Annotated in this window: 12 protein-coding genes and 2 tRNA genes; 8 read left to right on the top strand and 6 right to left on the bottom strand. The window is 69.7% G+C overall.

Annotated elements, in window-relative coordinates:
• Nucleotides 1-5 precede the first annotated feature (5 nt).
• From serS to MIAR_RS10970, 6 genes are all read left to right on the top strand, one after another.
• The gene (serS, locus tag MIAR_RS10995; protein WP_285635411.1) at nt 6-1,316 is read left to right on the top strand and encodes a serine--tRNA ligase; all 1,311 of its coding nucleotides are present in this window, start codon (nt 6-8) and stop codon (nt 1,314-1,316) included.
• The gene (locus MIAR_RS10990) at nt 1,313-2,107 is read left to right on the top strand and encodes an HAD family hydrolase (protein ID WP_285635408.1); all 795 of its coding nucleotides are present in this window, start codon (nt 1,313-1,315) and stop codon (nt 2,105-2,107) included. Before serS ends, MIAR_RS10990 begins: the two co-directional genes overlap by 4 nt.
• 142 nt (nt 2,108-2,249) lie before the next feature.
• Nucleotides 2,250-3,947, top strand: coding sequence for an MFS transporter (locus MIAR_RS10985; RefSeq protein WP_285635406.1), 1,698 nt, complete (start codon nt 2,250-2,252; stop codon nt 3,945-3,947).
• 100 nt (nt 3,948-4,047) lie between these two features.
• Nucleotides 4,048-4,132, top strand: a tRNA-Ser gene (locus tag MIAR_RS10980).
• A gap of 21 nt (nt 4,133-4,153) precedes the next feature.
• Nucleotides 4,154-5,416 carry an LCP family protein gene (locus MIAR_RS10975; protein WP_285635403.1) on the top strand — a complete coding sequence of 421 codons (1,263 nt, stop codon included), beginning with the start codon at nt 4,154-4,156 and terminating at the stop codon, nt 5,414-5,416.
• A gap of 88 nt (nt 5,417-5,504) precedes the next feature.
• Nucleotides 5,505-5,593, top strand: a tRNA-Ser gene (locus tag MIAR_RS10970).
• A 241-nt stretch (nt 5,594-5,834) separates the two neighbouring features.
• On the opposite strand, the gene MIAR_RS10965 is transcribed toward MIAR_RS10970, so the two are convergent.
• Entirely contained in the window at nt 5,835-6,419 is a 585-nt protein-coding gene (locus tag MIAR_RS10965) for a TetR/AcrR family transcriptional regulator (RefSeq protein ID WP_285635400.1), read from the bottom strand.
• A 79-nt stretch (nt 6,420-6,498) separates the two neighbouring features.
• Between MIAR_RS10965 and MIAR_RS10960 the strand changes: the two genes are divergently transcribed.
• Together MIAR_RS10960 and MIAR_RS10955 are read left to right on the top strand one after the other, a co-directional pair.
• Entirely contained in the window at nt 6,499-6,885 is a 387-nt protein-coding gene (locus MIAR_RS10960; RefSeq protein WP_285635397.1) for a DUF1304 domain-containing protein, read from the top strand.
• Between the two features lie 32 nt (nt 6,886-6,917).
• Nucleotides 6,918-7,955, top strand: a complete 1,038-nt coding sequence (locus tag MIAR_RS10955) for an NADP-dependent oxidoreductase (RefSeq protein ID WP_285635394.1) — start codon at nt 6,918-6,920, stop codon at nt 7,953-7,955.
• A 106-nt stretch (nt 7,956-8,061) separates the two neighbouring features.
• On the opposite strand, the gene MIAR_RS10950 is transcribed toward MIAR_RS10955, so the two are convergent.
• The 5 genes from MIAR_RS10950 to MIAR_RS10930 form a co-directional block, all read right to left on the bottom strand.
• Nucleotides 8,062-8,970 (bottom strand): DMT family transporter, encoded by a 909-nt coding sequence (locus MIAR_RS10950; protein WP_285635391.1) that lies wholly within the window; start codon nt 8,968-8,970, stop codon nt 8,062-8,064.
• Nucleotides 8,971-9,066: 96 nt separating this feature from the next.
• Nucleotides 9,067-9,462: a VOC family protein gene (locus MIAR_RS10945; protein WP_285635388.1), complete on the bottom strand. Its 396-nt coding sequence runs from the start codon at nt 9,460-9,462 to the stop codon at nt 9,067-9,069.
• A 37-nt stretch (nt 9,463-9,499) separates the two neighbouring features.
• Nucleotides 9,500-10,891, bottom strand: coding sequence for a rhamnulokinase (locus tag MIAR_RS10940; RefSeq protein ID WP_285635385.1), 1,392 nt, complete (start codon nt 10,889-10,891; stop codon nt 9,500-9,502).
• 29 nt (nt 10,892-10,920) lie between these two features.
• Nucleotides 10,921-12,978: a bifunctional aldolase/short-chain dehydrogenase gene (locus tag MIAR_RS10935; protein WP_285635382.1), complete on the bottom strand. Its 2,058-nt coding sequence runs from the start codon at nt 12,976-12,978 to the stop codon at nt 10,921-10,923.
• 33 nt (nt 12,979-13,011) lie between these two features.
• Nucleotides 13,012-14,301, bottom strand: a complete 1,290-nt coding sequence (locus MIAR_RS10930; RefSeq protein WP_285635378.1) for an MFS transporter — start codon at nt 14,299-14,301, stop codon at nt 13,012-13,014.
• Nucleotides 14,302-14,307: the final 6 nt, after the last annotated feature.

Here is a 14,307-nt window from a genome sequence, read left to right as displayed (position 1 = left end):
GCACAATGATCGATCTCACCCTCCTCCGCGACGAGCCCGAGCTCGTCCGTCGTTCACAGCTCGCGCGCGGGAACGCGCCCGAGACCGTCGACGCCGCGATCGAGGCGGACCGATCGCGTCGTGACGCGCTGAACGCGTTCGAGTCGCTGCGCGCCGAGCAGAACGCCTTCGGCAAGACGGTCGCCAAGGCGCCCAAGGAGGAGAAGGCCGCACTGGTCGCGCAGGCCAAGGACCTCGCCGACCGGGTCAAGGCCGCGCAGCAGGCGTCGAACGAGGCGGCGGATGCCGCGGCATCCGCTCTCGCGAAGATCGAGAACGTCATCATCGACGGCGTTCCGGCCGGCGGCGAGGAGGACTTCGTCGAGCTGCGTCGCGTCGGCGACGTCCCCGACTTCGACTTCGAGCCCCGCGACCACCTGGAGATCGGCGAGCTGCTGGGCGCCATCGACATGGAGCGCGGCGTGAAGGTCTCCGGATCCCGCTTCTACTTCCTGAAGGGCATCGGCGCGCGCCTGGAGATCGCGCTGATGAACCTCGCGCTCGACAAGGCGCTGCAGAACGGCTTCACGCCCATGATCGTCCCGACGCTGGTGCGGCCGGAGATCATGCAGGGCACCGGATTCCTCGGTGAGCACGCCGACGAGGTGTACCACCTCGACAAGGACGACCTGTACCTGGTCGGCACCAGCGAGGTGCCGCTCGCGGGCTTCCACAAGGACGAGATCCTCGACATGTCCGCAGGCGCGCACCGCTACGCCGGCTGGTCCACCTGCTACCGCAGCGAGGCCGGGTCGTACGGCAAGGACACCCGCGGCATCATCCGCGTGCACCAGTTCAACAAGCTGGAGATGTTCGTCTACACGACGCCGGAGGACGCCGAGGCCGAGCACGATCGGCTGGTCGCCCTGCAGGAGGAGATGCTCACCGCACTCGGCCTGGCCTACCGCGTGATCGACGTCGCCGCCGGCGACCTGGGCTCCAGCGCCGCGCGCAAGTTCGACATCGAGGCCTGGGTGCCCACGCAGGGCGCGTTCCGCGAGCTGACCTCCACCTCGAACTGCACGACATACCAGGCGCGCCGCCTCGACGTGCGATACCGGCCGGAGGCGGACGACGCGAGCCAGGCGAAGACGCGCAACGTCGCCACCCTCAACGGCACGCTGGCCACCACGCGCTGGATCGTCGCGATCCTGGAGACGCACCAGCAGGCCGACGGATCGGTGACGGTGCCCGAGGTGCTGCGCCCGTACCTGGGCGGCATCGAGGTGCTGCGCCCACTCGGCTGGGTCGACCCCGCGGCGCAGGCAGCGGAGTGAGCTCGCGCGGCCTGGTCGGGCTGGACATCGACGGCACGATCCTGCTGCAGGACGAGACGCTCAGCCCCGGGGTGACCGAGGCCGTCGCGGAGGTGCGGGACGCCGGCTACGACGTCATGCTCGCCACCGGGCGCAGCTGGTCGGGCACCCGGCGGTACGTCGAGGTGCTCGGCCTGAGCGCGGAGTTCACGGTGTGCTCGAACGGTGCCGTGATCATGCGCCGGGTCGGCGACGAATGGGTGCGCTGGCATGTGGAGGTCTTCGATCCCGCGCCCGTGCTCGCGCTGCTGCGCGACCGGCTGCCGGAGGCGCGGTACATGGTGGAGCTGGAGTCCGGCCAGCGGCTGTACACGGCGGTGCTGGACGACTGGACCCTGGACGGCGGACGCGAGGTCGACTTCGACGAGCTCGTCTCGCAGCCCGTGTCCCGTGTCGTCGTGGTCTCGCCCGAGCATGACGAGGACGACTTCCATCAGCTGGTCACCGAGGTCGGCCTCAACGAGGTCTCCTACGCGATCGGCTGGACGGCGTGGCTCGACATCGCACCGCAGGGCGTCGACAAGAGCACGGCACTGGAGCGCGTGCGCGCCGAGCTCGGCATCCCCCGCGACCGGGTGCTGGTCGCCGGCGACGGGCGCAACGACCTGGGCATGTTCGCCTGGGCGCTCGCCGGAGAGGGCCGCGCGGTGGCGATGGGACAGGCGCCGGATGAGGTGAAGGACGCCGCCGGCGAGGAGACCACCGTGGTCGACGACGGTGGTCTCGCGATCGCGCTTCGCACGCTGCTCTGATCCGCCGGGCTCGGCGCACGACATCAGTGGATCCACGGATGTGCGGCGGGGAAGGGCGGGCCTAGAGTCTGCGTAGTCCGCAGCTGTTCCCGACGGACGCCACCACCCGGCTCCGCGCCGGGTCGTTTCTCTGGGGTCCGACATGGTCGCTGAGGATGTCGAGCAGGCGAGACCGCGTTTCACCGCCGCGCTGAAGCACCGCGACCTGCGACTGCTCGCGATGGCGTTCATCGTGGACGGCGGCGCCTCCTGGTCGTACAACGTCGTCCTGATCGCCTACGTCTTCACGCGCACCCAGTCGGCGGGCTGGGTCACGGCGCTGGTGACCGTGCGCTGGGTGGTCGGCGTGCTGTGCGGCGGGTATGCGGGTGTGCTGGCCGACCGCTACGACCGGCGGACCGTGCTCGCGGTCAGCGCCTGGATCGCGTCGATCGTGACGGTGGGCATCGCCGTGATCGTGTGGACGGATGCACCCCTGTGGATGCTGCTGGCGGGCGCCGCCGTGCTCACGGCGGTCTGCACGCCGACGCGGCCCGCTTCGGGAGCGCTGATCCCCGAGGTCGTACCGGAGTCGGACCTGGTGGCCGCGAACGCGCTGTTCGCGCTGCTGGAGAGCGTGATCGTCGTGATCGGCCCCGGCGTCGGCGGTCTGCTGCTGCTCTTCGGTGAGCCCGTGTACGGCGTGCTGGTCAACGCGGCGAGCTTCGTCGTCGCGGCACTGATCTACAACGCGCTCCGAGTCCGCTCCCGCGGCAGCGCCGAGGCGGGCGGAGGGGCGTTCAGCCAGTGGGTGTCGGGGGTGCGCACGCTGGGGAAGCATCAGAAGGCGCTGGTGCTGACGATCTTCCTGATCCTGGACTCCGCGGCGGCCAACTCCGCGAACGTGCTGCTGCCGGCGCTGTCGGAGCATCTGCACGGCGATTCCGCCGGATACACGCTGCTGCTGGCCGCGAACGCCCTGGGTGGCGTCGTCGTCGCGGGGCTGGCGCAGAAGCTCGCGGGCTCGAAGCGGATCGCCGCGCTGATCACGTCCGCGATCTTCGTCCAGTGCGTCCCGCTGTGGCTGAGCGTGTTCGCGGGGTCGGTGCTCGCGGCATCCGCTCTCCAGCTGATCTCCGGCATCGGAATGGTCATCGTCGACGTGCTCGCCTTCACGACGCTGCAGCGCGACCTGCCGCGCGACGTACTGGGGCGGGTGCTGGGCACCCTGGACGTGCTGATCCTGGCGAGCGCGGTGCTGGCGTCCGTGCTGGGAAGCGTGCTGTACTCGGCCTTCGGGCTGGCCATGGCGTTCGGGGCGATCGGGCTGGGGTTCCCGCTGCTGGGCCTGTTCGGCCTCCCGGTGCTGCGGCGGCTGGATGCCGATGTCGCGGCGCGGGCGGCGCGTCTCGAGCCTCTCACCCGCACGCTCGACCAACTCGACCTGTTCGCCGGAGCGCCGCGCAGCCTCATCGAGCATCTCGCCGAGAGCGCGGAGGAGCAGACGGTGCCCGCGGGCACCGTGATCATCAGGCAGGGCGACGCATCCGACGCGTTCTGGGCTCTCGAGGACGGCGTGCTCGGGGTCAGTGCCGTGCGCGGCGACGGCACGACGACCGAGATCCCCGATGTCGAGGCACCCGGATACGTCGGCGAGATCGGCCTCCTGGATCGCACCGTCCGCTCGGCGACGGTGACCACCCGAACGGAGTGCCGGCTGCTCCGCATCCCGGGCGAGGACTTCGCTGCCGCCCTGGACGCATCCGCCCCGTCGCCGTCGATGCTGGGGCCCGCGGGCATCCGCACATCCCGCACCTCGCTGACGCCGCCTGCGGATCCGGTCGCGGACCCCGCCCAGTAGTTCCCCAGGTGGACACGCGAGAATTGAAGACATCGACCATCGGCTCTTCCCCCGGAACCGATAGACTCGACGCCTGATCGTCCGGTGCGAGCCGGGATCGGGAGGGTTGTCCGAGCGGCCGATGGACCTGGTCTTGAAAACCAGTGGGCAGCAATGTCCCGTGGGTTCGAATCCCACACCCTCCGCATCTGTTCGAAAGGCACCGAGTGAGCGAGTCCCCCCGTCGCCGCACCCCCGTCGCCCGTCATGGTCAGCTGCGCACGCCCGGCGCCACCGGGCAGCTGATCAAGCTGCTCGGCATCGCCCTGGCCGTCATCCTGGTCAGCGGCCTTGGCGTGGGAACGTTCGTCGTGGGTGGCCTGCTGAACACCGTCAGCGCCAACGCCGTGGAGCTGGAGAACCAGAAGGAGCTCCCGCCGGACATCTCGGCGTACCAGGGCGGATTCGACATCCTGCTCACCGGTGTGGACACCTGCGAGCCCAAGTACGCTCACCTGTTCGGCAAGCGCTGCACGGGCAAGGATGCCCAGGGCACGCTGAACGACGTGAACCTGCTCGTGCACGTCTCCGCCGCGCCGCGGCGCGTGACCGTGGTGAGCTTCCCGCGCGACCTGATGATCCCGATCCCGTCCTGCACGGATGCCAACGGCAAGACGTATTCGTCGATGAGCAAGCAGCAGCTCAACGTGGCCTATGAGCACGGCGGTGACAAGGGCGGCCTGAACTGCGTCGCCAAGACCATCTCGAGCCTGGTCGGCAACGAGGACATCGAGTTCGCCGCGAAGGTCACCTTCGGCGGCGTGATCGAGATCACGGATGCCATCGGCGGCGTCGACGTCTGCCTGGCCAATCCGATCAAGGACCGCTTCACCGGTCTGGACATGTCCGCCGGCGACCACACGATCCAGGGCCTGCAGGCTCTGCAGTTCCTTCGCACGCGCCACGGCGTCGGCGACGGCAGTGACCTGGGGCGCATCGGCAACCAGCAGCAGTACATGTCGAGCCTCGTGCGCAAGCTGGTCAGCGGTCAGGTCCTCGGCAATGTCGGCACCATGCTGAAGCTCGCCGACGTGGGCCTGAACAACCTCGAGGCGTCCACGTCTCTCGCGAACCCGATGACCATCGCGCAGATCGCGCTGGCGGTCAAGGATGTGCCGTTCGAGGACATCGTCTTCGTGCAGTACCCGACGGTGTACGACCCGGCCGACACGGACCGAGTCATCCCGGACAAGCGCAACGCCAAGATCCTGTGGGATGCGATCACGGCCAACAAGCAGCTGCAGATCACCCATGAGAACACGAAGAACGACGGTGTGGTCGTGAAGGAGCCGGATGCCGGCACCACCGCGCCGCCGGCCACGCCCACGCCGACCGGGACCCCCGCGGATGTCGTGGAGCTGCCCTCGTCGATCACGGGCACCTCGGCGGCCCAGGTGACCTGCTCGAATGGCAACGTGCGCGGTCGCTGACCGCCACGCCCGATGCAGGAGGCGAGTTCGCCGCACTCCGTCCGACCCGTTATGATTGCATGACGTGCTCGATTCGGTTCGAGCACATGGAGACGTCGCATAGTCAGGCCTAGTGCACCACCCTGCTAAGGTGGAGTCCTCGCAAGGGGACCGAGGGTTCAAATCCCTCCGTCTCCGCCGAGAATCCGGATCCTGGGACAAAGTCCCGGGTCCGGATTTTTCGCTGTGACGGGTGGCACTTTCGACAACAGGGCCCCACGCGGTCGGAGGCTCCGCGCGGCGCCCTTCGCGCCCGACGAGACCGACCTCTGAGACGGGGCGGCGCGTGGAGTGGCCGCGAGGGACTCAAATCCCTCCGTCTCCGCCAAAGAAATCGAGCCCCGGGACGAAGTCTCGGGGCTCGATTCGTTTCCGGCGCTCAGGCGCTCCGGGCGACGAGCTCGATCGCCGAGGCGATGCCCCGGGCGGCCTCGGCCGGGTCGATCCGAGCCAGGGCGAAGGCGGCGACGACGCTGCTCGTGATCGCGGTGACCCGCCGTTCCCGCTCGGCGGCGTCGAGGTCGGGCGTGTGTGCATCCACCCCGCGGGCGAAGGCGTCGTGCAGTTCCGCGCGATAGTCGGAGATCACCTGGGCCACCTTCTGATCGTGCGCGATCGGGGCGCCGGCGGCGTTCACGAGGAGGCATCCGTGCGATGCCGGCATCGAGGTGAGTGTGCCGAATGCGTCGCGCAGGCCCTGCAGATACGCGATGATCGCGTCGGGATCGACGACCTCGCCTGACAGCGGTCGCAGCCGCGGGCGGACGATCTCGTCGAGGTAGCTCTGCACGGCGGCGTCGAACAGGCCGCGCTTCGAGCCGAAGGCGTTGTAGATGCTGGAGCGGCTGAGGCCCGTGGCGGCCTCGAGGTCGGGGATCGAGGCGCTCTCATAGCCGACCGTCCAGAACAGCGTGCGGGCAGCGCGGACCACCGCTTCGCGGTCGAAGCTCGGTGTGCGTGCCATGAGCGCTCCTTTTTGTGTAACGGTCAGTCCAGTATATATTGGACAGGTCATTACAGAAACGCTTCACGGAGGAGTCCTCATGGCGGTCGCAGGTCTGATACTCGCCGGTCTCGCGGCGCTCGTGCACGTCTACATCTTCGTCATGGAGTCGCTGATCTGGACCACGCCGCGAGTGCGCGCGACGTTCGGCGTCACGGAGGAGGAGGCTCTGGCGACGAAGTCAATGGCCTTCAACCAGGGGTTCTACAACCTGTTCCTCGCGATCTCGGTCTTCGCGGGAATCATCCTCTTCGCTGTCGGAGCGCACGCTGTCGGCGCGACGCTCGTGTTCGTCGGGGCGGGCTCCATGGCCGCGGCCGCGATCGTGCTCCTGCTCTCCTCGCCGGACAAGCGGGGCGCGGCGCTCAAGCAGGGCGTCATCCCCGCGGTCGCGGTCATCATCCTCGCGCTCGGCGTCACGCTCTGACCCGGCCGACAGCACCATCACCAAGGAGTTCCATGTCCACTGCCCTGAGCACTCAGATCCAGCTCGCCAAGCGCCCGGTCGGGTGGCCGACGCCCGACGACTTCCAGACCGCGCAGGTGGTCTACGAGGCCCCCTCCGCCGGCGAGGTGCGAGTGCGCAACGAGTTCGTCTCCGTCGACCCCTACATGCGGGGACGCATGAACGACGTCCGCAGCTATGTCGCGCCTTTCGCTCTGGGTGAGACGATCACCGGAGGTGCCATCGGCCGTGTCATCGTCTCCGCGGCCCCGGAACTCCCGGTCGGGACGCTGGTCCTGCATCAGCACGGCTGGTCAGACGTGATCCAGGCCGACGCCTCGACGTTCCGCGCCGTGCCCGACGTGCCAGGCCTCCCTTCCTCTCTGCGACTGCACATCCTCGGGATGACCGGTCTGACCGCCTATGTCGGGCTCACCGCGATTGCGGGGCTGAAGCCGGGCGACACCGTGTTCGTCTCCGGTGCGGCGGGCGCGGTGGGGACCGCGGTCGGACAGATCGCCAAACTGCTCGGGGCCGGGCGGGTCATCGGCTCCGCGGGCACGCCCGAGAAGGTCGCGCTCCTGACCGAGAAGTACGGCTACGACGCGGCCTTCGACTACCGCGACGGCGACGTGCGAGCCCAGCTCGCCGCGGCGGCCCCTGAGGGCATCAATGTGTTCTTCGACAACGTCGGAGGCGACCACCTGGAGGCGGCCCTCGATGCGTTCAACGACGGCGGTCGCGCCGCGCTCTGCGGAGCGATCGCCGGCTACAACACGACCGACCGCACCCCGGGCCCCGACAACATGGCCAACATCATCACGCGGGCGCTGACCCTCAAGGGCTTCACGCTCGCGGCATATCTCGGCCTTGCTCCCGAGTTCCAGGAGAAGATGACGGCCTGGTTCGCCCAGGGGACGATCGCCTACGACGAGACGATCGTCGACGGCATCGAGAACACCGTGCACGCGTTCCTCGAGATGATGCGCGGCGCGAACACGGGCAAGATGCTCGTCCGCATCACTGCCGACGAGGGCGACGCGCGCGCCTGAGCGTGCCGGATGCCGCAGGGCTTCGGCGTTCCGACGCGGTGCGAGCGGAGGCGCCGAAGGTCCTGGCATCCGAGAACGAGAAAATGCCCCGGGACGGTCTCGCGCCTCACGGCATCGGCGCGGACCGGTCTCCGGGACCGCCCGCCCGCGCCGGCAGGCTCAGCACCAGCAGCGAGGCGGCGATCGCGGCCATCCCGGCCCAGCCGACCGCAGAGAGCCGCTCGCCGACGACGAGCACGGCGAGCAGTGTCGCGACGGCCGGTTCCAGCAGGGTCACCGTGGTCGCCGTGCTCGCCGGGACGCGTGCCAGCCCGAAGCCGAACAGCAGGTAGCCGAGGAACATCGGCACGAGTGCCATGTAGGCCGCGACCGCGAAGGCCTGCGGCGATGCGACCAGCGGCGCGCCGGTGACGAACAGCACCGGCATCAGCAGCAGCCCGCCGAGTCCGAAGACGGCGCCCATCGCCGCCGCGCGCTCGATTCCGGCATCCATCAGCCGCCTCGCGGCCCAGGAGTACAGCGCGTACGTCGCACCGGCCACCAGGCCGAGCGCGACGCCGAGGGCGACGTTCGAACCGCTCCCGACCTCGTGCGAGAGGATCAGCGCGGCCCCGCCGCCGACCGCGAGGACGACCGCGGCTGCCCACCGTGCATCGGGACGATGCCGGTCGATGACGGCCTCCAGCGCTCCGGAGAACAGGGGAGCGGATGCCAGCGACACGACCGACCCGATCGCGACGCCGGCCAGATGCATCGACGCGTAGAACGCGAGGGGATAGACGGCGACGGCGAGACCGGCGGCGAGGATGACGCCCCTGTGCTGCGCGAGCCGCGCCCGCCCGCTTGTCACGGAACGCCAGGCGACGGCGAACTGCAGCAGTCCGCCGATGCCGAGCGCGGCGGAACCGATCGCGAGCGGACTCGCGGACGGGGCGAACGTGGCGGCGGTGCCCGTGGTGCCCCACAGCACCGAGGTGACGGCGACGGCGAGGATGCCGCTGGAGCGCCGGCTCATCGCGAATCGCGCGTGATCGTCATGCGGCTCCTCTGCGGGCGGAAGGGGCTGATGAGGTGAGCGTACGGCATCCGCTCCGACGCGAGCGTCCGCGTGTCATCCCATGGCGAGCACGGACAGCACGTTTCCCGCGGGGTCGGTGAACCAGGCGATGTCGGGCCCGCGCCCCGGGCCGCCGCGGGCGATGCCCTTGGCGTCCGTGCCGAAGTCGGGATCGGTGTAGATCTTGGTCACGACCCCGCGGGAGTTGAGCTCGTCGACCGCGGCCTCGACGTCCTCGACCGGGAAGTTCAGGATCGTGAAGCTCGCCGGGGTGTGGTTCGGCTTGCCGTAAACGAGGATCGAGCCGCCCTGCGGCAGGTGGATGTCGAGGAAGCCCATCGGGTTGGTCGTGACCTCGAGTCCGAGGGTCTCGCCGTAGAAGGTTCGCGCGGCGTCGACATCGTCGACGCTGAAGCCGCTGAAGGCTTGGGTCGTCTGGAATGCGCTCATCGCTTCAGCATGCGCTCCGGAGGCGTGCGTGTCCAGGTCAGCGCGGGTCGTACCGGACCGGGACCTGGCTCGCGGCGACGATGGCCCGCAGCTGCTCCAGCGAGGCCGGCGGATCCTGCGTGGCGCGCGCCTGGATCAGCACGTTCCCGAGCGCGGTCGCCTCGACCGGGCCGGCGAGCACCGGAAGCCCGGAGCGGTCGGCAGTCGCCTGGCAGAGCAGGCGGTTGAGGGAGCCGCCGCCGACCAGGTGGATGCTGTCGATCTCGTGCCCGGAGAGAGCGGATGCCGTTCGCACGGCATCCGCGAACGCCGCGGCGATCGACTCCACGATGCTGCGCACGAAGGCCGGTCGTGAGGCCGGCGCAGCCGGGCCGAGCAGCGCGGCGATACGGGCCGGCATGTCGCCGGGCGCGCTGAGCGACGGCTCGTTCGCGTCGAACAGGGGCGTCTCGCCGTCGGCATCCGCCGCCTGCGCGAGCAGCGACGGCAGGTCGATCGGCGCGCCATCCTCCGCCTCCCACGCGCGCACGGTCTCGCTGAGCAGCCAGAGGCCCGTCACGTTGTGCAGGAAGCGGATGCGGCCGTCCACGCCGAGCTCGTTGGTGAAGTTCGCGGCGCGCGCGGCGTCCGTCACCACCGGCTCTGCCAGTTCCAGCCCGACCAGCCCCCAGGTTCCGCAGGAGATGTACGCCGACTGCGGAGAGGACAGCGGAGCGGCGACGACGGCGGATGCCGTGTCGTGCGAGCCGACCGCGACGACCTGCAGCTCCGCACCGATCCGGCGGGCGAGCTCTGGCCGCAGCGTGCCGATCACGGTTCCCGGGTCGACGAGGTCGGGAAGGACGCCGACCGGGATGCCGAGCCGTTCGGCGAGCTCGAGATCCCACTCCGAGGTTCGCACGTCCAGCAGGCCGGTCGTCGACGCGTTCGTGCGCTCCGCGACCTGCCGCCCTGTGAGCAGGAACGCGATCAGGTCGGGGATCAGCAGTGCGGCATCCGCCTGCGGGAGCTGCTCGTCGACCCGATACTGGTACAGGGTGTTGAACGGCAGGAACTGCAGGCCGTTGCGGCGGTACAGGTCCTCGAACGGGACGACCGCATGCACCTCGTCCACGCCGCGGCCTGTGCGCGCATCGCGGTAGTGGAACGGCTCCGCCAGCAGCTCGCCATCCCGCAGCAGCCCGTAGTCGACCGCCCATGAGTCGATGCCGATGCTCCGGATGCCGGGCTCGCGGCGCACCGCCTCGCCGAGCCCCTCGACGACGTTCTCGAAGAGGGCGCCGAAGTCCCAGTGCAGTCCATCGGCTCTCTCGACCGGGCCGTTGGGGAAGCGCGAGACCGGCTCGAGCTCGATCCGATCGTCGCGCACGCGTCCGATCATCACGCGGCCGCTCGTGGCCCCGAGATCGACGGCGGCGAAGGCGCTCATCGACCGGGGGCGCCCCGACCCGGGAATGCTCATCGCAGGAAGGCCGCGGCGACGCCGGAGTCGACGGGGATGTGCAGACCCGTGGTGCGGGAGAGCTCGGGGCCGGTCAGCACGTACACGGCGTCGGCGACGTTCTCGGGAACGACTTCGCGCTTGAGGATGGTGCGGTTCGCGTAGAACTGGCCCAGATCCTCCTCGGCCACGCCGTAGGTCGCGGCGCGGTTCGCGCCCCAGCCCGAGGCGAAGATGCCCGAGCCGCGCACGACGCCGTCGGGGTTGATGCCGTTCACGCGCACGCCGTGCTCGCCGAGCTCCACCGCCAGCAGACGCACCTGGTGCGCCTGGTCGGCCTTGGTCGCGGAGTAGGCGATGTTGTTCGGCCCGGCGAAGACGGAGTTCTTCGAGGAGATGTAGATGATGTCGCCGCCGAGCTTCTGCTCGATCAGCACCTTCGCTGCGGCCTTCGAGACCAGGAAGGAGCCCTTCGCCATGACGTCGTGCTGCAGGTCCCAGTCCTTCTCGGTGGTCTCCAGCAGCGGCTTCGACAGCGAGAGACCGGCGTTGTTGACCACCAGGTCCACGCCGCCGAACGCCAGCACGGCCGCGTCGAGCGCGGCCTGCACGGCATCCGCATCCGCGACGTTCGTGGCGACGCCGATCGCGACGTCCGTGCCACCGAGCTCGGCGGCGGCGGCCTGCGCCTTCTCCAGGTCGAGGTCGGCGACGACCACGCACGCGCCCTCGGCGGCGAGACGGGTCGCGATCGCCTTGCCGATGCCGGATGCCGCGCCCGTGACGAACGCGATGCGCCCCTGGTGGCTCTTCGGCTTCGGCATCCGCTGCAGCTTCGCCTCTTCCAGCGCCCAGTACTCGATGCGGAACTTCTCGGCATCCGAGATGGGGGAGTAGGTGGAGAGCGCCTCCGCGCCGCGCATGACGTTGATGGCGTTCACGTAGAACTCCCCGGCGACGCGTGCGGTCTGCTTGTTCGCCCCGTAGGAGAACATGCCCACGCCCGGGATCAGCACGATCAGCGGGTCGGCGCCGCGGATCGCGGGCCAGGCGCCCGCGGCACCAGCACTGTCCGCGGTGGCGTGCGTGTCGTAGTACGCCTGGTAGTCGGCACGGTACTCGGCGTGCAGCTCGCGCAGGCGGGCGATCTGCTCGTCGACCGACGCGGTCGCCGGCAGGTCGAGGATCAGCGGCTTGATCTTGGTGCGCAGGAAGTGGTCGGGGCAGCTGGTGCCGAGCGCCGCCAGCGCGGGCGCCTTCTCGGATGCCAGGAAGTCAGTGACGACGGGGGCATCCGTGAAATGCCCGACCATGGGCTTGTCGGTGGACGCGATGCCGCGGACGGTGGCGGCGAGGGCCGCGGCGCGGGCCCGGCGCTCTGCATCCGGCAGTGCCTCGAAGCCCGGGCGGATGCCGCCGAAGGGCTGCTCCTTGCCGTTGGACGCGATGTACGCGGCGGCGGTGTCGATGATCCACAGGGAGTTCTTCTCGGACTCCTCCGAGGTGTCGCCCCAGGCGGTGATGCCGTGGCCGCCCAGGATGCAGCCGACCGCCTGCGGGTTCTTCGCCTTGATGTCCGCGATGTCGAGTCCGAGCTGGAAGCCGGGGCGGCGCCACGGCACCCACACGACCTTGTCGCCGAAGATCTTCGCCGTCAGTTCCGGGCCGTCGGCGGCGGTCGCGATGGCGATGCCGCTGTCGGGGTGCAGGTGGTCGACGTGCGCGGCATCCACGAGTCCGTGCATCGCGGTGTCGATCGACGGGGCAGCTCCCCCCTTGCCGTGCAGGCAGTAGTCGAAGGCGGCGACCATCTCGTCCTCGCGGTCGATGCCGGGGTAGACGTCGACGAGCGCACGCATGCGGTCGAGTCGCAGCACTGCGAGGCCGGACTCCTTGAGGGTTCCCAGGTCGCCGCCGGAGCCCTTCACCCACAGCAGCTCGACGGGCTGCCCGGTGACCGGGTCGGTCTCGGTGCCCTTGGCGGACGTGTTGCCGCCGGCGTAGTTGGTGTTCTTCGGATCGGCGCCGAGCCGGTTCGACCGGGCGATGAGAGCGGCGGCAGTGGGGTTCGTCATGAGGAGGAGTCCTTCGTGGATTCGGAGATGGTGTCAGACGAGATCGGCGTCGACGCGCTCGCCGTAGCGCTCGCGTTCGATCTGCTCGAGAGACTTGCCTTCGGTTCGGGGAGCCCAGATGGTGCCGATCAGCAGCGCCGCGACCAGCAGGCCGATGATCAGCATGCCGAGCTGGGGGAGGCCCCAGCTGGTGAGCAGCACGGGGAAGACCAGGCTCAGCAGGCCGACCATGACGCGGGCGAGCATGAAGAGCATCCCCTGTGCGCTCGCGCGGTACTTCGTGGCGAACAGCTCAGCGGTCCACAGGCCGTAGAAGGCCTGCGCGCCGATGCCCGCCGAGATGCCCCACGCGATGGCGAAGAACAGCAGCGACGCGAGTCCGGGAGGGGCGAAGACGAGCACGACCCAGGCGATGACGCCCAGCAGTGCGCCGCCGAAGTACAGCCACCGGCGGCTGACGCGGTCGCCGAAGCGCATGAAGCCGAAGTAGGTCGCCGCGGCGGTGAGCGTCCACACCAGCACCTGCAGCAGGTTCTGCTGGGTCGCGTCGTGCAGACCAGCGGCGTCGTAGACGCGCGGCTGGAAGATGCCGGCCTGGCCGGCCACCGTGTTCCAGAGTCCGTACACGCCGAGCAGGAACAGCAGCGCGCCCAGGTTGCGGCGATCCGAGAGCAGCCCGCGGATGCCGGAGAACAGGGACACCTTCTCGCCCTGCTCCTGCGCGGTCTCGCGCTGCGCCTTCCAGCGCGCGGACTCGGGCAGGTCGCGGCGCACCCACCAGGTGACGGCCGCGATCACGAACAGGTGGAAGAAGATGATCCGGGAGCCCACGATCCCGAGCGGGCCGAGCACGACCGCCAGCAGGAAGCCGATGGCAGGGCCGATCGACCAGGCCAGCTGCGCGGTGCCGACGTGCGCCGCGCGCTGCTCGCTCGGCGCCTCCTCGGCGATGTAGGTCCACGACGCCGGCACGCCCGCGCCGACCGCGATGCCCATGAGCACGACGCCGACCAGCAGCACGGCGAAGTTCGGCGAGAAGGTCACCATCAGTGCGCCGATCATGAAGACGATCAGGTCGTAGGTGTAGATGAACTTGCGTCCGAGTCGGTCGCAGAGCGGGCCTCCGACGGCCGCGCCGATGGCCGCGCCGAAGGCGTTCGCGCTGAGCGCCGCGACCAGGCCGACGGCCCCGTCGTCGAAGCCGAACTCGCCCTGCCAGAGCGTCAGGCTGGTGGCCAGTGCGATGATCGCGCCGGCCTCGATGTAGTTGGACATGGCCACGGCGATCGTGGCCTTCCATGCGGTGAGGGTTCGCTTCTGCATGCTCAT

Source organism: Microbacterium arabinogalactanolyticum (genome assembly GCF_030268005.1).
GTDB lineage: Bacteria > Actinomycetota > Actinomycetes > Actinomycetales > Microbacteriaceae > Microbacterium > Microbacterium arabinogalactanolyticum.
This window is presented reverse-complemented; position numbering and strand designations above follow the sequence as displayed.